We start from the raw sequence: 15,795 nt of genomic DNA, 5'->3' as shown, positions 1-15,795 counted from the left end.
TCGGGCCTGTGATTAGAACATTATTGCGCCTTTTGCGGCTGTTGCGCTTTCCACGCCTTGAACTCGGCCCATTCGGCGCGGCGTTCAGCCTGTTTCTTCTGGATCTCGTCGAATTTCTTCTGTTGATCCGGTTTGAGCAGGTTGCGTACGTCAGCTTCGGCTTTCTTGTGGTTGGCCGCCATCTCGTCTTTCATGGCTTTCTGGTCAGCCGGCGAGAGTTTTTCCAGGTACTTCTCGACCACCTGGCGACGTTCGTGCATCTGCTCGCCCATGATCTTGCGGATCTGATCGCGCTGTTCGCGGGTCAGGTCGAGTTGGCTGTACGGGCCTTTGCCGTGTTCACCGTGCATCTGACCGCCGTGGCGTGGGCCGTCGAGCGGGCCACCCATCGGGCCACCATCCTGTGGCATGGCCATGGCGACGGTTGGCAGAGCGGCAGCGAACATCAGAGCGATAAGAGTCTTGCGCATGGTGTATCTCCTTGTCTCGTTCCCGGTACGTTCCGGATGAGTTCAGATTACGGAGATCAAGGTCAGCGGCGGTCAGCGCTGCGTAAAGCTTGGGTAAAGACGCTTTGTTTCCAGCCTTACACATATCCCCTGTAGGAGCTGCCGAAGGCTGCGATCTTTGTTTTTGAAGATCAAAAGATCGCAGCGTGCCGCAGCTCCTACAGGGAGTGAGGTGTCTTCAGAGGCTGTAATAGTAACCACGGCTGCGCAGGGCGACGATGCGTGGGCGGCCGTCGGGGTGCGGGCCGATCTTCTTGCGCAGGTTGCTGACGTGCATGTCGAGGCTGCGGTCGTACAGGGTCAGCTTGCGCCCGAGGGCGAGTTGCGCCAGTTCCTGCTTGTCCAGCGGTTCGCCGGGCTGCTTGAGCAGGGCTTCGAGCAAACGACTTTCGGAAACGGTGAGGGTCAGTTCTTTCTCGTCGATGCTGACCACGCCGCGCACCGGGCTGAAGCTCAGGTCGCCGAGTTCGAGTTGGGTCGATACGGCGGCCGGGTGACTACGGCGCAGTACGGCGCGCAGACGCGCGGTGAGTTCACGCGGATCGCAGGGCTTGGCCAGGTAATCGTCGGCACCCAGTTCCAGACCAAGAATGCGATCCAGCGGTTCGCCACGGGCCGAAAGCATCAGCACTGGCAAATCGGCGTGTTCGCTGCGCAATTGCTTGAGCAGTTCCAGACCGCTGCCGTCGGGCAGCATCACGTCCAGCACCACCGCCGCCGGGGCGGATTCGGCCAACGCTTTGCGCGCACTCTGGCCATCGTGGCAGGCGCGTACCTGGAAGCCTTCCTGGCTCAGCCAGCTACTCAGGAGTTCGCACAACTCCTGGTCATCATCAATCAGTAACAGCTCGCTCATGACTCACTCAATTTAGCCATTGCCGACGTTTTCGGCTTGCTCCACTGGCAAAGATACCGCACAGCAGCGCCAATAGCGCTACCCCGGCGCCGGTGACGAACCATTGCTGCTGTTCGGTCAACAGACGCGGCAATGGACTTGCCTGGGCTTCCTTGAGTTGCAGCTTCAGGCGCTGGTTCTCCTGACGCAACCGGGCAAGCTGGGCGCTTTCGCGGGTGTTATCGGCATTTTGCAGTTGTTTGCTCAGTTCTTCCCGCTGCTGCTCGCTGGCCTTCAGGCGCTGCTGCAGTTCGGTAATCTGACTGCCGGCACTTAACGACAATGGCGTGGAGCTGCCGCTTTCGGTGGTTTCCTCACCATGGGCGGGCGCCATGATCGACAACGTGACCCACATCAGACACAACGGACCTTTGCGCATTGCGATTCCTGCTAGCAAATGGATATTGGGCAGGTTGTCGGCAGGCAAACGAGAATAATGAGCGATTGAGAGCGGTGAGAAGCGGGAAGGTTCAGTGCCGGGTAGAGGAGATATTGCGGTTGATGATTTTTGTGGTGAGGGGATTTATCCCCGATGGGCTGCGAAGCAGACCTGAAATGGGAGCATGCGGTGTGTCAGGCACACCGCATTGGATGGCTTTGGGTTGCTGCGCAACCATCGGGGATAAATCCCCTCGCCACAGAGCCCCTCCACATTCCTTGGTTACGGCAGGACTTGCTTGAACGGCTTGACGATCACGTTGGCGTACACGCCGGCGGCGATGTACGGATCGGCGTCGGCCCAGGCCTGGGCGGCGCTCAGGGAGTCGAATTCGGCGACGATCAGGCTGCCGGTGAAACCCGCCGCGCCCGGATCATTGCTGTCGACCGCCGGGTGCGGGCCGGCCAGCACGATGCGGCCTTCGCCCTTGAGCACTTGCAGGCGTTCGAGGTGGGCCGGGCGCGCGGCGAGGCGGGCTTCGAGCGAGTTGGCGACGTCGGTGGCAATGATAGCGTAGAGCATGTCAGTCCTCGGTTTTTGGCGTTGTGGTATCGGCGTCGTGCAGATGGCGGGACAGGTAGATACCCTGACCGACCAGGAACAGCACGGTCATGCCCAGGCTGCCGAACACCTTGAAGTCGACCCAGATGCTCTGGAAGGTGAATGCCACGAACAGGTTGGCAGCGCCGCAGAACAGGAAAAAGGCGATCCAGGCGATGTTCAGGCGGGTCCAGACCGGATCCGGCAAGGTCAGCGCGTGGCCCATGATGCGTTTGATCAGCAGGCGGTCACCGATGAAGTGGCTGCCGATGAAGGCCAGGGCGAACAGCCAGTTGACCACCGGGGCTTTCCATTTGAGGAAAGTCTCGCTGTGGAAGGCCAGGGTCAGGCTGCCGAACACCAGGCAGGCGATCAGGGTCAGCCATTGGCTTTTTTCCAGCTTGCGCTGCTTGATGAACAGCGCGCCGTAGACTACCAGTGAGCTGATGATCAGCATCGCCGTGGCGCTGTAAATACCGCCTACAGTCACCTCATGGCCGGCGATGTCGACGACCCGTGGATCCAGTTTGTAAACGATGAAAAACAGCAGAAGCGGGATGAAATCGATGAATTGTTTCACAGTGAGAGCCAGAAGCTGGATGTGGCGGCATAATAACAAACATATGGGCGCGCGATAGCGCCAGCTGATTTGAGGTTACAACTCCCCGTGAATGTTGATTTGCACTGCCACAGCACGGCCTCCGATGGCGCCCTGGCGCCGGCGGTTCTGGTTGCGCGTGCGTTTGAAAACGGCGTGCGAGTCCTGGCGTTGACCGATCATGACACCCTCGAAGGCCTCGCCGAAGCGCGCAGCGCCGCCGAAGAACTGGGCATGCAACTGGTCAATGGCGTCGAACTGTCCTGCACCTGGGGCGGCGCGACCATCCACGTGCTGGGTTACGGTTTCGACGTCAACGCCGCGCCACTGGTCGAGGCCATCGCCAAATTGCACGATGGTCGCTGGCTGCGGTCGGAAGAGATAAGCCGCAAGCTCGGCCTCAAAGGTATGCCCGGCGCCCTCGACGGTGCCCGGCAGATCCAGCAGGCGCTGGGCGACAGCGGCAACGCGCCGGCCCGCCCGCATTTTGCCGACTGGATGGTGCGTGAAGGTTTTGTCAAGGATCGCGCCGAGGCGTTCCGCAAATGGCTTGGCGCCGGCAAGCTGGGTGACGTCAAGCAGCATTGGCCGACGCTGGAAGACACCGTCGGTACCCTGCGTGCCGCCGGGGCGTGGGTCAGTCTGGCGCATCCGTGGCACTACGATTTCACCCGCAGCAAGCGCCGAAAGCTGATTGCCGACTATATTCAAGCGGGCGGGCATGCAATCGAAGTGGTCAATGGCCATCAGCCCGCAGAACAGGTCGGCAGCCTGGCGATCCTTGCCCGTGAGTTCGGTCTGCTGGTCAGCGCCGGCAGTGATTTCCATGGCCCTGGAGGCTGGTCGGAGATTGGCCAGTACCGGCCGGTTCCCGAGGACCTTCCACCCCTGTGGTGTCGGTTCAAACATGACACAGTTATTGCCGCCGTCTGAACAGGTAGAAAACGTGAGTCAATTTTTCCAGATCCATCCGGAAAACCCGCAAGCGCGCCTGATCAAACAGGCGGTCGAGATCATTCGCAAGGGCGGGGTGGTGATTTATCCCACGGACTCTTCCTACGCCATTGGTTGCCAGATCGGCGACAAGACCGCGATTGAGCGCGTGCGTCGTCTGCGTCAGCTCGACGAGAAACACAACTTTGCGCTGATCTGCAGCGACCTGTCGCAACTGGGCAACTACGCCAAGATCGACACCGGCACCTTCCGCATTCTCAAGGCGCATCTGCCGGGGCCTTACACGTTTATCCTCAACGCCACCCGCGAAGTGCCGCGCCTGTTGCTGCATCCGAAGAAACGCACCATCGGCCTGCGGGTGCCGAGCCATCCGATTGCTTTGGCGTTGCTGGCCGAACTCGGCGAGCCGTTGATGAGCGTGACCCTGATCATGCCCGGCGATGAAGATCCGCTGAGCGATCCGTACGAAATGCGTCAATTGCTTGAACATCAGGTGGACCTGATCATCGACGGCGGTTTCGGCGGGATCAAGGCGTCCACCGTGATTGACCTGACCGGCGACGACCCGGAAGTGATCCGCGTCGGTTGCGGCGACCCCGCGCCGTTCATGGTCGAGGCCTGAATGTCCGCAGTGGAAACCGTTGTCGATCCCCAGGCCGGCGCCCAGCAGGAACTGCCGTTTGCCATGGTCTATGGCCAGGCGGTCACGGAAATGCCGCTGGACCTGTACATCCCGCCGGATGCGCTGGAAGTGTTTCTCGAAGCCTTCGAAGGCCCGCTTGACCTGCTGCTGTACCTGATCCGCAAACAGAACATCAACATTCTCGACATCCCGGTGGCGGAAATCACCCGTCAGTACATGGGCTATGTCGAATTGATGCAGTCGGTGCGTCTGGAGCTGGCCGCCGAGTATCTGGTGATGGCGGCGATGCTGGCCGAGATCAAGTCGCGGATGCTCCTGCCGCGCGCCGAAACCGTCGAAGACGAAGAGGACGACCCGCGCGCCGAACTGATCCGCCGCCTGCAGGAATACGAGCGCTTCAAGGCTGCCGCCGAAGGCATCGACGGCCTGAGCCGGGTCGGTCGCGACGTGGTGGTGCCCAAGCTCGACGCCCCGGAAGCCCGCGCGCGCAAGCTGTTGCCGGATGTCGCGCTGGAAGAAATTCTGATGTCCATGGCCGAAGTGCTGCGCCGGGGCGACATGTTCGAGAGCCATCAGGTCAGCCGCGAGGCACTGTCGACCCGCGAGCGCATGAGCGATGTGCTGGAACGGCTCAAGGGCGGCGGGTTTGTGCCGTTCGTCGAGCTGTTCACCGCCGAAGAAGGTCGCCTCGGTGTGGTGGTGACCTTTATGGCGATCCTTGAACTGGTCAAGGAATCCTTGGTCGAGCTGGTGCAGAATGAGCCGTTCGCCGCGATCCACGTGCGAGCCCGAGCCGAATAACGAGTCGAGACATGAACCTGACTGAACCCCGCGAGCTGGCGCCCCTGCTTGAAGCCTTTCTGTTGGCCTCGGGAAAACCGCAATCGCTTGAACGCCTCTACGAACTGTTCGAAGAAGGTGAGCGCCCGGAACCGCCGGTCTTCAAGAAAGCCCTGAGCCTGCTGGCCAAGTCCTGCGAGGGCCGCGCGTTCGAGCTCAAGGAAGTCGCCTCCGGCTACCGCTTGCAGATCCGCGAGAAGTTTTCGCCGTGGGTCGGGCGTTTGTGGGAAGAGCGGCCACAGCGCTATTCCCGTGCGCTGCTGGAAACCATGGCGCTGATCGCCTATCGCCAGCCGATTACCCGGGGCGAGATCGAAGACGTGCGGGGCGTGGCGGTCAACACCAACATCGTCAAAACGTTGATCGAGCGCGAGTGGATTCGCATCGTCGGGTACCGCGACGTGCCAGGCAAACCGGCGATGTTCGCCACCACCAAGGCGTTTCTCGATCACTTCAATCTGAAGAACCTCGAAGACCTGCCGCCGCTGGCCGAACTGCGCGAGATGGAAACCGAGCCCGTCCTCGATTTCGACGACGCACCGGTGCCGCAGGGCTTGCAGGAACAGGCCGACGCCAGCGCCGAGCCGGAAGAGCCGAAGGAAGAAACCAGCTTCCACAGCTTGCTGCTGGAACTGGACAGCATGGAGGAGGGGATCAAGACCGACTTCGATGATTTGTTGCGCGATGCAGCGGACGGGGAGGCGTCGACGACTGAGCCGGAAGTCGAGACCGTCGAGTCGGCGATTGAAGTTGAACTTGAGGCCGAGCCTGAAGCCGAACCGGAAGAGGATGTGCTGGGCGTTGCCGAAGCCCGGGAAAAGCTTCTGGCCGCCGTCGCCGCCCTCGAACAACCGGTGCCCGAGCCCGAGCTGAGTGAGGAAGAAGCTGAAGCCCGTGCGCTGGCGGAAGCTATCGAAGCCGAACGCCGCGAGTTCGAAGACTGAGGCGCGCCGAAAAGATCGCAGCCTGCGGCAGCTCCTACAGGGACCGCATTCCCATGTAGGAGCTGCCGAAGGCTGCGATCTTTTGATCTTCAAGGGAGACCCCATGAGCTCGACAAAAGACCCCTGCATCAGCCTCTGCAAATTCACCGACGACATCTGCCTCGGCTGTGGCCGCAGCAAGCGCGAAATCCGCGCCTGGAAGAAACTCGACAAGGACGACAAGCGCACAGTGCTGGCGGAAGCCGCGCTGCGCCTGATCAAACTCGGTGGCGCCGGTCGGCGGAAAAAGAAATAACTGTCGATCGATCAGCTAGTCTCTGATGCGCGATGGCGCACATCCGCGTATGATTCGCGACCCTTCGGCGATCCCTTCGCCCGAAAACCAGATTTCAATGCTTCAGGCGCCGCCTGAACAGACCACACCGGGAGGTGCCCAGATGAGTGACATCAATCAGAAAGACGACCAGGAAATCGGCCCAGCAGGCGAAAAACTGCAGAAAGTCCTCGCCCGTATCGGCGTCGGCTCGCGCCGTGACGTTGAAGCCTGGATCAGCCAGGGCCGGATCAAGGTCAATGGCAAAGACGCCACCCTCGGCCTGCGCGTCGACATGCACGATGCCATCACCATTGATGGCAAAGTGATCAAGCGCGAAGAGGCGGCCGAGTCGGTCCGCCGCGTGATCATGTACAACAAGCCCGATGGCGAGATCTGCACCCGTGACGACCCGGAAGGCCGTCCGACCGTGTTCGATAAACTGCCGCGTCCGAAAGAAGGCCGCTGGATCAACATCGGTCGTCTCGACATCAATACCACCGGTCTGCTGATGTTCACCACCGATGGTGAGCTGGCTAACCGTCTGATGCACCCGTCCTACGAGATGGACCGTGAGTACGCCGTGCGTGTCCGCGGTGAAGTTGACGACGAGATGATCGAGCGCCTGAAGGCCGGCGTAGTACTGGAAGACGGGCCGGCGCGTTTCACCGACATTCAGCAGGCGCCGGGCGGCGAAGGCTTCAACCACTGGTATCACTGCGTAGTGATGGAAGGCCGTAACCGTGAGGTTCGTCGTCTGTGGGAATCCCAAGGGCTGGTGGTCAGCCGTCTGAAGCGCGTGCGCTTCGGTCCGGTATTCCTCAACTCCGACCTGCCGATGGGCCGCTGGCGCGAAATGAGCCAGTACGAAGTCGACGTGCTCAGCGCCGAAGTCGGCCTGACGCCGGTGGCGATGCCGCAACTCAACGCCAAGAGCAAGGACAAGCTGGAGCGTATGCAGCGTAAATCGTCGCGGCCGATGGCCAAGACCGAGCGCGTGCGCACCCTGCGTCCCGCCGCTGGCGCGCCGACCGGTCCGCGTCCGAGCCGTGAGCCGCAGATCGAAGGCGAGCGTCCGGGTCGCAAGCCAGTGGCCCGTGACGGCGAGCGCACACCGCGTCCGGCCAACGGTCGCACCGAGCGTGGCGAAGGTCGTGCGCCGGCCGGTCGCGGTACGCCAGTGGCGGATCGTCCTGCGGACACCACCAACAAGCGTCCGGCCAAGCCAGCACCGAAGCGTCCGGGGATCAAACTGGTCGACGGCGACAAGCCATCGGGCAAGCGCCGTGGCGCACCGGCCGGTTCTGGTCAGCGTCCAGGCTTCGGTCGCAAGAAGCCTGAGTGATCAGCTTTAGTGCCTGAATGAAAAACGCCAACCGCAGGGTTGGCGTTTTTTTTTGTCTGGATTATTGGCGCGCTATTCCTGTAGGAGCTGCGGCACGCTGCGATCTTTTGCTCTTCAAAAGCAAGATCAAAAGATCGCAGCCTCGTTTTACTCGACAGCTCCTACAGGGAACAGTGGTTTCAAAACAGAAATTTCTGCTTAAAAGACGAAGCGTCCGTCAAACACCGGCTTGTCATCCAGCGCCAACACCCCGCCGGAGAAAATCAGGTCCAAATGATGACTGCCCTTGGCGCCACCGCCGAGGCCCAGGTGCAGGCCGCAATGGCGTTCTTCGAAACCGGCATTGCGCGCATACAGATCCTTCACCCCTTCATTGGTACCAATCCCCAATTCCTCAATGCGCCGGTTCGACGGATTGGCGTCCAGGTACTTGTTGAAATCATGCTCCAGCCCCGGCACATCGGTGGCGATGCGGCTGATGGTCGAGTTTTCGATCCACAACTCCAGTGGCGACTCCAGCACGCCGTACTTGCGCGCAAACGGGATGGTGCTGAGGAACGTGCCCTTGAATTTCACATGGCCGTTGATGGCTTCGCTGTGGGTGGCGATTTCGCCGGGGGCCAGGTCGAAGTTGCCGACGCCGTTGATGTCGGTCCACTTCTTGATGCTGCTCAGCGGCGTTTCAAACCATGAGCCGTGGTCGTCCTTGAAACTCAGCGTGGTCGCTTGGGACATGCGCTGGATCAAGTGACTGTTGAGCCCGGCGATACGCTGCGGCGTCACGCTGAAGGTGTCGTAGAAATAGTCGCCGTAATCCTTGAACAACAGCGACTTCTTCCAGTTTTCCGCCATCACGCCTTGCAGGGCGCGCACGAACTCCGGGCCGTCGGGGCGCGGGTTGGGCAGCGTGGAAGAGTCGTAGAAGAAAATGTACAGATCGCTGTCGGCAATCGCCGCCGTCAGCGTTGCGGTGCTTTCCAGGTCCAGGCGTCTGGCGCTGAAGGTGAAGCGAGGATGATCGCCGGCCTGTTCGGCGATGGCGCCGGTCAGGGCTTCGTAATCGGCGGTGTGGCCGAGCAGTACCTTCGCCGAGTCGAGACCGGCAAGGGCAGGGTGATGTTCGAGGTAGTAAAGGAAATGCGAGATCGCGCGGGGCTTATCCATGAGTCCTCCCTGACTGACCGTGAGAAAGCGGCAGGCACGACCGGCCGGATCGTGCCTGCCCGGGGATGTCTTACAGAGGCCACATCGCCGTGCCGAACGGAACCACCGCGTCGGCTTGCATCATTTCCACGGCGGCCTCATGGGTTGGCGCTTCAAACCATTCGTCCAGTTGCAGTTCGGTGTCCAGGTCTTTTTCCAGTGCTTGCATGGTCGATCTCCTAGATGACTTTCACGGTTATGACTGGCCGGTCGAGGTGGCCGGCAAGACGTGAAGAACCTAGTTCAGGGTGTTTTGTAATGCAAAAAATTATTTATTTAAAATTTAAATAAACTTTTTATTCTGTTTTTAAGCGGCGGTTTTCTTATTTGAAAACAAAAAACTAAGCGGCCACTTTCATTAGCAAGCTAGCTACCGTCAATTTGCAGACGTCCTACAGAATTTTCCGAAATGGAAAATCTGCGTTACGCGTTGTAAAGAAAAATTTACGAAAACCCCGGTAAATCCCAATGAATTCACTTCCTTGCCGACGCTGTAAGGAAAACCTGCCGAGGCCCGACTGCAAAGGCCCCGCGCAGGGCTCTGGCACGCTTGTTTCAGCCTCGTTTGCAGGGTGAGATGCGCCTCATGCCTGTCGTGCAGGTGCATAACAAGAAGGAGGCGCAATGAACGCCGAGATTGATCTTCACTTCTCTCCGTGGGGCGGTTTTTCGCTCGTCCCCGTCGATGGCCTGCAAAGGCCTGACTCATTTTTTGCAGTCGCCCGAGTGTCTCGAGGCGGACCCACGCAATCCCGGCAGGCGCCACGCTGATCCAGCGGGGTCTGGCAGCAGGGGGTTAGCGGTGTACAATGCGCCGCGTTTTAACTGTGACCCTCTGCGTAATCGCGCAAACCTCAAGGCTATCCGCCTTGTTCACTCCGCCACGTCACAAGCGTGTCGGGTTCGATTTCGTCACAGATAAAAACAAACAGGTGACGCATGACCGTTGTAAAAACGCTGAATTCCTGGTGCTTGCGCTGGGGTTTGATCGGGGTTGTCTGAAATCGCAACCTTGCAGCAACGTCTACTGAACATCATCAAACCTTGCGTGGGACCTTTTTCATGAGTGGACAAAACTCGCAATCAGGCGAGCTGAAACGCGGCCTGAAAAATCGCCATATTCAACTGATCGCCCTCGGTGGTGCGATTGGTACCGGATTGTTCCTCGGCTCGGCCGGGGTCCTGAAATCCGCCGGCCCGTCGATGATCCTCGGCTACGCCATCTGCGGCTTCATCGCCTTCATGATCATGCGCCAGCTCGGCGAGATGATCGTCGAAGAGCCGGTGGCCGGTTCCTTCAGCCATTTCGCACACAAGTACTGGGGCGGTTTTGCCGGTTTCCTGTCGGGCTGGAACTGCTGGATTCTGTACATTCTGGTGGGCATGTCGGAGCTGACCGCGGTCGGCAAGTACATCCACTACTGGGCGCCGGACATCCCGACCTGGGTCACCGCCGCTGCATTCTTCGTGCTGATCAACGCGATCAACCTGGCCAACGTCAAGGTCTTCGGTGAAGCCGAATTCTGGTTCGCGATCATCAAGGTCGTGGCGATCGTCGGCATGATCGCGCTGGGCAGCTACCTGCTGGTCAGCGGCCATGGCGGCCCGCAGGCCTCGGTCAGTAACCTGTGGTCGCACGGCGGGTTCTTCCCCAACGGCGTCAGCGGTCTGGTGATGGCGATGGCGATCATCATGTTCTCCTTCGGCGGTCTGGAAATGCTCGGTTTCACTGCAGCCGAGGCCGACAAGCCGAAAACCGTGATCCCGAAAGCGATCAACCAGGTGATCTACCGGATCCTGATTTTCTACATCGGCGCGCTGGTGATCCTGCTGTCGCTGACCCCGTGGGACAGTCTGCTGGAAACGCTCAATGCGTCCGGCGATTCGTACAGCGGCAGCCCGTTCGTGCAGGTGTTCTCGATGCTCGGCAGCAACACCGCCGCGCACATCCTCAACTTCGTGGTACTGACCGCGGCGCTGTCGGTGTACAACAGCGGTACTTACTGCAACAGCCGCATGCTGCTGGGTATGGCCGAGCAAGGCGATGCGCCTAAGGCCTTGTCGAAGATCGATAAACGCGGCGTGCCGGTGCGTTCGATCCTCGCGTCCGCGGCGGTCACGCTGGTGGCGGTGTTGCTTAACTACCTGATGCCGCAACAGGCGCTGGAACTGCTGATGTCGCTGGTGGTGGCCACCCTGGTGATCAACTGGGCGATGATCAGCTTCTCGCACTTCAAGTTCCGCCAGCACATGAACAAGACGCAGCAGACGCCGCTGTTCAAGGCGCTGTGGTACCCGTACGGTAACTACGTCTGCCTGGCGTTCGTCGCGTTCATCCTCGGCGTGATGTTGCTGATCCCGGGCATCCAGATCTCGGTGTACGCGATTCCGGTGTGGGTCGTGTTCATGTGGGTCTGCTACGTGATCAAGAACAAACGCGGTGCGCAGCAGGCGCTGCACGCGGCAAGTGCTTCGAAGTAGGCGCTGAGGCAACAAACAACAAACCCGGCCAATGTGCCGGGTTTTTTATTGCGCCTGTTGATGGCGTATCCTGCTGCTTCTGAATACGGACGCTTTTCCATGCTGGTGATTTCCAACAATGTGCATCTGCCGGATGCCGAGATCGAACTGACGGCCATTCGCGCGCAGGGCGCCGGTGGGCAGAATGTCAACAAGGTCTCCAGCGCCGTGCACCTGCGCTTCGACATTCCGGCCTCGTCCTTGCCCGAGTTCTACAAGGAGCGGCTGCTGGCGCTGCGCGACAGTCGCATCACCAGCGACGGCGTGCTGATCATCAAGGCCCAGCAATACCGCACGCAGGAAGCCAACCGTGCCGATGCACTGGAGCGTCTGGTCGAGCTGATCCTCAGCGCCACCAAGGTTGAAAAGAAGCGCCGTCCGACCAAACCGACCCTCGGCTCGAAGAAGCGCCGGCTCGAATCCAAGACCAAGCGTGGCAGCATCAAGGCCGGGCGGGGCAAGGTGGATTTCTAATCTTCTCGGTACTTCGCCGTGTGCTTGTAAAGGTAAACGCTCAACGCCAGACCGCTCAGGGAGGCGAGGGCGGCGAACAGGAAGATCGAGGCAAAACCGAAGCCCGACGCAATGGCCCCGGCCAATGGCCCGGTAATCCCCAGCGACAAGTCGATGAACAGCGAATAGGCGCCCACGGCCGCGCCTCGGCTGGAGGCCGGCACCAGGTTCACCGCTTCCACGCCCAGCGCCGGGAACACCAGCGAGAAGCCGAAACCGCTCAGCGCCGCACCGGCCAGTGCCCAATGTGCATCCGGTGCCAGCCACAGCAGCAACAGGCCGAGGGTTTCCACCGACAGGCAGGCGATCGCCACGCGAAAGCCGCCGAGGCGGTTGATCAGGTTGCCGAACAGCAGCCGCGCGCCGATGAAGCTGGCGCCGAACAGGCTCAGGCACAACACCGCGTTATCCCAGTGCCGAGTGGCGTAATACAGGGTGATGAAGGTGGCGATGGTGCCGAAACCGATCGAGCCCAGTGCTAGACCGCAGCCGTGCGGGAACACGCGACCGAGCACATGCATGAACGGCAGACGCTCGCCGGCGACAATTGGCGCGGCGGTTTTCGGCCACGCCAGCAGCAAACCCAGCGCCGCCAGCAGAATGATGCTGACGCCCATGCTCCACAATCCCAACTGGCCGACCAGCCACACCCCGGACGGCGCACCCACCGCCAGCGCGCCGTAACTGGCGATGCCGTTCCACGAAATCACTTTCGCGGTGTTCGCCGCGCCAACGCGGCCGATGCCCCAGCCGATCGAGCCGGAGCCGACCAGGCTTTCCGCGCTGCCCAGCACTAGACGCCCGATCAACAGGCTGATCAGGCTGAGCATCGGCAAGTTGGGTGTCCAAGCCGAAATCAGCATGAACACACCGCTCAAGCCGCAACCGGCCAGCCCGATCATCACTGCGCGCTTGCTGCCCTGGTTGTCGATGATCTTGCCGGCGTACGGACGGCTGAGCAGAGTGGCAAGGTATTGCACGCTGATCACCAGCCCGGCGATCACCGCGCCAAAGCCCAGGTCGCTGTGGACGTAACCTGGCAACACCGCGAGCGGAATGCCGATGTTCAGGTAGCCGATAAAGGTGAAGAGGACGATGGACACGACTTGCAGCGTGACCGCCAGGGGACGCTGGGGTTGTGGCATAGAGGACGACATGGGGAACGATCCACGGCAAAGCAGGATTAGATAGGCTGCTTATGATACCGGCGCGAACGAGTCAGGGGCGGGGAAAAGTAAAACTATTTGCCGGACGGGGATGTCAGGGTTTGGCCGGGGCGACCAGTTGCGTGGTGACGAGGGCGGCGAGGGCGTTTTCTTCGCTGCCAAAACGGGCGAGCAAAGCAGCCTGTTTTTCCGGAGAGAGGCGCTGCCAGATCTCGATCATTTTCTCGGTGGCGCCGATCAGGACGGCGGCTTGGCTTTCGGAGAGTTCGTCGGTCATGGCGGGCTCGGTTTCAGGCAGTGTGGAAAGCGCATCTTAGCGCTTTCCACACGGTCTGTACGGCGGGGTTTTACTCTTCGTGGTCGGCCTGGCGGCTGTCAACGGCTTCTTTCGGCTCGGGCTGTTGGGCACCGGCTTGTTGCGTGGTCGTCTGCTCAGGTACGTGCAGGCTTGGGAAGGGGAGATTAGGAATCTCGTGCATGGTTGCGCTCCTCGCTAAGTCTGTTGATAGATCTGGTAGATCCGCGCTTCTTGAAAGCCTGCGCAGGATACAGCAGGAAAAATGACAATCAGACTTTTAATTCAAAATAATGCGACAGATGGCCGCAGGGGAGGGCGTATTCCAAGTGTGGGTGTGAATAAACCTGTGGCGAGGGGATTTATCCCCGATCGGCTGCGAAGCGGTCGTAAAACAATTGCACGCGCCATGTCAGACATTTCGCGATTGCAGTGTTGGGGCCGCTTCGCTGCCCATCGGGGATAAATCCCCTCACCACAGGACTCACTCCTAAGAGGGGGGATTGCGGGGTTATTTGCAGACGTCAGCGATGGCGTCGGCCAGCAGTGCCAGACGCGTGGCATCGATCCCGGCGACGTTCGCCCGGCCCGAGCTGACCATGTACACGCTGTGCTGCTCACGCAGTTGTTTGACCTGCTCCGGCGACAGGCCGGTGTAGGAGAACATGCCGCGTTGCACGCCAATGTGCGCAAAGCGCTCACGCAAACCGTGCGGCTCCAGTGCTTCGACCAGACCGCTGCGTAACTGCGCGATGCGCAAGCGCATGGCTTCCACTTCGTCGGCCCAGCGCGCTTTCAGCTCCGGATCGGCGAGGATGGTCGCGACCACGGCCGCGCCGTGATCCGGTGGCGTCGACCACAGGTTGCGGGCGATGTGGGCCAGTTGGCTGCGAATGTCGATCAGTTTGTCGGCGGTTTTCGCGCAAACAATCAGCGCCCCGGTGCGGTCGCGGTACAGGCCGAAGTTTTTCGAGCAGGAGCTGGTGACCAGCAACTCGGGCACTTCGGCAGCGAACAGCCGGGTCGACCATGCGTCCTGCTCCAGCCCGTCGCCAAAGCCCTGGTAGGCGAAGTCGATCAGTGGCAGCAGGTCACGCCGGCGCACGACGTCGAGCACACGCTGCCAGTCGTCGTGACTCAGGTCGAAACCGGTCGGGTTGTGGCAGCAGGCATGCAGCAGCACCACGTCGCCTTGCGGCACTTCGTTGAGCACGGCAAGCATCGCGTCGACGTCGAGGCGGTTGTCGCTGCCCACGTAGGGGTAGTGACTGACCTTGACCCCGGCGGCGGCGAAAATCGTTTCGTGGATCGGCCAGGTCGGGTTGCTCAGCCAGACGCCCTTGCCCGGCAGGCACTGGGCGATGAAGTCGGCTGCCAGACGCAGGGCACCGGTGCCGCCCGGAGTCTGGGTGGCGCCGGCGTGCTGTTCGGCGATCAGCTTCGAGTCGGCGCCAAGCACCAGCTCATTGATGACCTTGCCGAACAATGGGTTGCCGTGCCCGCCGATGTAGGTCTTGGTGTCCTGGCGTTCGACCAGTCGCGCTTCGGCGATTTTCACCGCTTCGGGGATCGGCGTCAGGCCCTGGGCATCCTTGTAGACGCCAACGCCGAGGTCGAACTTGCGCGGGTTACTGTCCTGCGCATAGGCCTCCATCAAACCGAGGATCGGGTCGCCGGGTACCCGGCCGATGGCGTCAAAGTGCATTACTTGCGTCCTTCTGCGGTCTTGGCCACTTCATCAGTGCGCGCGGCCATGATGAAGTCGTTGCGGTGCAGGCCCTTGATCGAGTGGCTCCACCAGGTCACGGTGACTTTGCCCCACTCGGTCAGCAGACCCGGGTGGTGACCTTCGGCCTCGGAGATCTCGCCGACGGCGTTGGTGAAGGCCAGTGCGTGCTTGAAGTTCTTGAACAGGAAGACTTTCTCCAACTGCATGATGCTGTCGCGCACTTCGATGTTCCAGTCAGGGATCTGCTTGATCAGGATCGGCAGTTCTTCGTCGCTGACTTGTGGCGCATCGGCACGGCAGGCTTCGCAGTGGGCTTGGTTCAAAGTGGACATGGTGTGATTCCTGAAAT

At 60.7% G+C, this 15,795-nt stretch carries 20 protein-coding genes; 8 read left to right on the top strand and 12 right to left on the bottom strand.

Annotation, left to right across the window (positions count from 1 at the left end; genetic code table 11):
- Nucleotides 1-20: 20 nt before the first annotated feature.
- From AB1J88_RS13230 to AB1J88_RS13210, 5 genes are all read right to left on the bottom strand, one after another.
- On the bottom strand, nt 21-470 hold the full coding sequence (locus AB1J88_RS13230; protein WP_041073072.1) for a Spy/CpxP family protein refolding chaperone: 450 nt from the start codon (nt 468-470) through the stop codon (nt 21-23).
- A gap of 217 nt (nt 471-687) precedes the next feature.
- Nucleotides 688-1,365: a response regulator transcription factor gene (locus AB1J88_RS13225; protein WP_007966021.1), complete on the bottom strand. Its 678-nt coding sequence runs from the start codon at nt 1,363-1,365 to the stop codon at nt 688-690.
- Nucleotides 1,366-1,372: 7 nt separating this feature from the next.
- A complete protein-coding gene (locus AB1J88_RS13220) occupies nt 1,373-1,783 on the bottom strand; it encodes a translation initiation factor 2 (protein WP_027613976.1) in 411 nt (136 codons plus the stop codon).
- Between the two features lie 282 nt (nt 1,784-2,065).
- The gene (locus AB1J88_RS13215; RefSeq protein WP_007966019.1) at nt 2,066-2,365 is read right to left on the bottom strand and encodes a YciI family protein; all 300 of its coding nucleotides are present in this window, start codon (nt 2,363-2,365) and stop codon (nt 2,066-2,068) included.
- Between the two features lies 1 nt (nt 2,366).
- Nucleotides 2,367-2,963 (bottom strand): septation protein A, encoded by a 597-nt coding sequence (locus AB1J88_RS13210; RefSeq protein WP_027613975.1) that lies wholly within the window; start codon nt 2,961-2,963, stop codon nt 2,367-2,369.
- Between the two features lie 87 nt (nt 2,964-3,050).
- Here AB1J88_RS13210 and AB1J88_RS13205 point away from each other — a divergent pair, with 87 nt between their 5' ends.
- From AB1J88_RS13205 to rluB, 6 genes are all read left to right on the top strand, one after another.
- The gene (locus AB1J88_RS13205) at nt 3,051-3,914 is read left to right on the top strand and encodes a PHP domain-containing protein (RefSeq protein WP_222015894.1); all 864 of its coding nucleotides are present in this window, start codon (nt 3,051-3,053) and stop codon (nt 3,912-3,914) included.
- A gap of 13 nt (nt 3,915-3,927) precedes the next feature.
- Nucleotides 3,928-4,557, top strand: a complete 630-nt coding sequence (locus AB1J88_RS13200; RefSeq protein WP_007966016.1) for an L-threonylcarbamoyladenylate synthase — start codon at nt 3,928-3,930, stop codon at nt 4,555-4,557.
- A gap of 123 nt (nt 4,558-4,680) precedes the next feature.
- Entirely contained in the window at nt 4,681-5,379 is a 699-nt protein-coding gene (locus AB1J88_RS13195) for a segregation and condensation protein A (RefSeq protein WP_171061841.1), read from the top strand.
- 11 nt (nt 5,380-5,390) lie between these two features.
- Entirely contained in the window at nt 5,391-6,362 is a 972-nt protein-coding gene (gene scpB, locus AB1J88_RS13190) for an SMC-Scp complex subunit ScpB (RefSeq protein WP_430291231.1), read from the top strand.
- Nucleotides 6,363-6,465: 103 nt separating this feature from the next.
- A complete protein-coding gene (locus tag AB1J88_RS13185) occupies nt 6,466-6,657 on the top strand; it encodes a DUF1289 domain-containing protein (protein ID WP_003222773.1) in 192 nt (63 codons plus the stop codon).
- Nucleotides 6,658-6,799: 142 nt separating this feature from the next.
- The gene (gene rluB, locus AB1J88_RS13180; RefSeq protein WP_222015883.1) at nt 6,800-8,020 is read left to right on the top strand and encodes a 23S rRNA pseudouridine(2605) synthase RluB; all 1,221 of its coding nucleotides are present in this window, start codon (nt 6,800-6,802) and stop codon (nt 8,018-8,020) included.
- A gap of 198 nt (nt 8,021-8,218) precedes the next feature.
- On the opposite strand, the gene AB1J88_RS13175 is transcribed toward rluB, so the two are convergent.
- On the bottom strand, nt 8,219-9,184 hold the full coding sequence (locus AB1J88_RS13175; protein ID WP_041073062.1) for a hypothetical protein: 966 nt from the start codon (nt 9,182-9,184) through the stop codon (nt 8,219-8,221).
- Between the two features lie 70 nt (nt 9,185-9,254).
- Nucleotides 9,255-9,392, bottom strand: coding sequence for a hypothetical protein (locus AB1J88_RS13170; RefSeq protein ID WP_003222780.1), 138 nt, complete (start codon nt 9,390-9,392; stop codon nt 9,255-9,257).
- Nucleotides 9,393-10,285: 893 nt separating this feature from the next.
- On the opposite strand from AB1J88_RS13170, the gene AB1J88_RS13165 reads away from it, so the two are divergent.
- Together AB1J88_RS13165 and arfB are read left to right on the top strand one after the other, a co-directional pair.
- Nucleotides 10,286-11,704, top strand: a complete 1,419-nt coding sequence (locus AB1J88_RS13165; protein WP_041073059.1) for an amino acid permease — start codon at nt 10,286-10,288, stop codon at nt 11,702-11,704.
- Nucleotides 11,705-11,803: 99 nt separating this feature from the next.
- Complete coding sequence (gene arfB / locus AB1J88_RS13160; protein ID WP_095050152.1) at nt 11,804-12,217, top strand: alternative ribosome rescue aminoacyl-tRNA hydrolase ArfB; 414 nt, start codon at nt 11,804-11,806, stop codon at nt 12,215-12,217.
- Here arfB and AB1J88_RS13155 read toward each other — a convergent pair.
- The 5 genes from AB1J88_RS13155 to AB1J88_RS13135 all read right to left on the bottom strand — a co-directional run bounded on the left by AB1J88_RS13155 (nt 12,214) and on the right by AB1J88_RS13135 (nt 15,778).
- On the bottom strand, nt 12,214-13,413 hold the full coding sequence (locus AB1J88_RS13155) for an MFS transporter (RefSeq protein ID WP_430291230.1): 1,200 nt from the start codon (nt 13,411-13,413) through the stop codon (nt 12,214-12,216). The genes arfB and AB1J88_RS13155 overlap by 4 nt on opposite strands.
- Nucleotides 13,414-13,516: 103 nt before the next feature.
- The gene (locus AB1J88_RS13150) at nt 13,517-13,699 is read right to left on the bottom strand and encodes a hypothetical protein (RefSeq protein ID WP_430291229.1); all 183 of its coding nucleotides are present in this window, start codon (nt 13,697-13,699) and stop codon (nt 13,517-13,519) included.
- 70 nt (nt 13,700-13,769) lie between these two features.
- Nucleotides 13,770-13,901 carry a hypothetical protein gene (locus AB1J88_RS13145; protein ID WP_260687720.1) on the bottom strand — a complete coding sequence of 44 codons (132 nt, stop codon included), beginning with the start codon at nt 13,899-13,901 and terminating at the stop codon, nt 13,770-13,772.
- Between the two features lie 327 nt (nt 13,902-14,228).
- Nucleotides 14,229-15,422 carry an amino acid aminotransferase gene (locus tag AB1J88_RS13140; protein WP_430291228.1) on the bottom strand — a complete coding sequence of 398 codons (1,194 nt, stop codon included), beginning with the start codon at nt 15,420-15,422 and terminating at the stop codon, nt 14,229-14,231.
- Entirely contained in the window at nt 15,422-15,778 is a 357-nt protein-coding gene (locus AB1J88_RS13135) for a 4a-hydroxytetrahydrobiopterin dehydratase (protein ID WP_003222798.1), read from the bottom strand. The genes AB1J88_RS13140 and AB1J88_RS13135 overlap by 1 nt, the downstream gene beginning before the upstream one ends.
- Nucleotides 15,779-15,795: the final 17 nt, after the last annotated feature.

The organism is Pseudomonas sp. S8 (assembly GCF_050473925.1).
Taxonomy (GTDB): Bacteria; Pseudomonadota; Gammaproteobacteria; order Pseudomonadales; family Pseudomonadaceae; genus Aquipseudomonas; species Aquipseudomonas parakoreensis.
The sequence above is the reverse complement of the archived record's forward strand: the minus strand, read 5'-3'. Positions and strand labels throughout refer to the sequence as shown.

Excerpts from the sequence above, each read along its gene's own strand:
- AB1J88_RS13230 (WP_041073072.1), bottom strand. The coding sequence starts at position 470 with ATGCGCAAGACTCTTATCGCTCTGATGTTCGCTGCCGCTCTGCCAACC.
- AB1J88_RS13225 (WP_007966021.1), bottom strand. The coding sequence starts at position 1,365 with ATGAGCGAGCTGTTACTGATTGATGATGACCAGGAGTTGTGCGAACTC.
- AB1J88_RS13220 (WP_027613976.1), bottom strand. The coding sequence starts at position 1,783 with ATGCGCAAAGGTCCGTTGTGTCTGATGTGGGTCACGTTGTCGATCATG.
- AB1J88_RS13215 (WP_007966019.1), bottom strand. The coding sequence starts at position 2,365 with ATGCTCTACGCTATCATTGCCACCGACGTCGCCAACTCGCTCGAAGCC.
- scpB (WP_430291231.1), top strand. The coding sequence starts at position 5,391 with ATGAACCTGACTGAACCCCGCGAGCTGGCGCCCCTGCTTGAAGCCTTT.
- AB1J88_RS13185 (WP_003222773.1), top strand. The coding sequence starts at position 6,466 with ATGAGCTCGACAAAAGACCCCTGCATCAGCCTCTGCAAATTCACCGAC.
- rluB (WP_222015883.1), top strand. The coding sequence starts at position 6,800 with ATGAGTGACATCAATCAGAAAGACGACCAGGAAATCGGCCCAGCAGGC.
- AB1J88_RS13175 (WP_041073062.1), bottom strand. The coding sequence starts at position 9,184 with ATGGATAAGCCCCGCGCGATCTCGCATTTCCTTTACTACCTCGAACAT.
- AB1J88_RS13170 (WP_003222780.1), bottom strand. The coding sequence starts at position 9,392 with ATGCAAGCACTGGAAAAAGACCTGGACACCGAACTGCAACTGGACGAA.
- AB1J88_RS13165 (WP_041073059.1), top strand. The coding sequence starts at position 10,286 with ATGAGTGGACAAAACTCGCAATCAGGCGAGCTGAAACGCGGCCTGAAA.
- arfB (WP_095050152.1), top strand. The coding sequence starts at position 11,804 with ATGCTGGTGATTTCCAACAATGTGCATCTGCCGGATGCCGAGATCGAA.
- AB1J88_RS13155 (WP_430291230.1), bottom strand. The coding sequence starts at position 13,413 with ATGTCGTCCTCTATGCCACAACCCCAGCGTCCCCTGGCGGTCACGCTG.
- AB1J88_RS13150 (WP_430291229.1), bottom strand. The coding sequence starts at position 13,699 with ATGACCGACGAACTCTCCGAAAGCCAAGCCGCCGTCCTGATCGGCGCC.
- AB1J88_RS13145 (WP_260687720.1), bottom strand. The coding sequence starts at position 13,901 with ATGCACGAGATTCCTAATCTCCCCTTCCCAAGCCTGCACGTACCTGAG.
- AB1J88_RS13140 (WP_430291228.1), bottom strand. The coding sequence starts at position 15,422 with ATGCACTTTGACGCCATCGGCCGGGTACCCGGCGACCCGATCCTCGGT.
- AB1J88_RS13135 (WP_003222798.1), bottom strand. The coding sequence starts at position 15,778 with ATGTCCACTTTGAACCAAGCCCACTGCGAAGCCTGCCGTGCCGATGCG.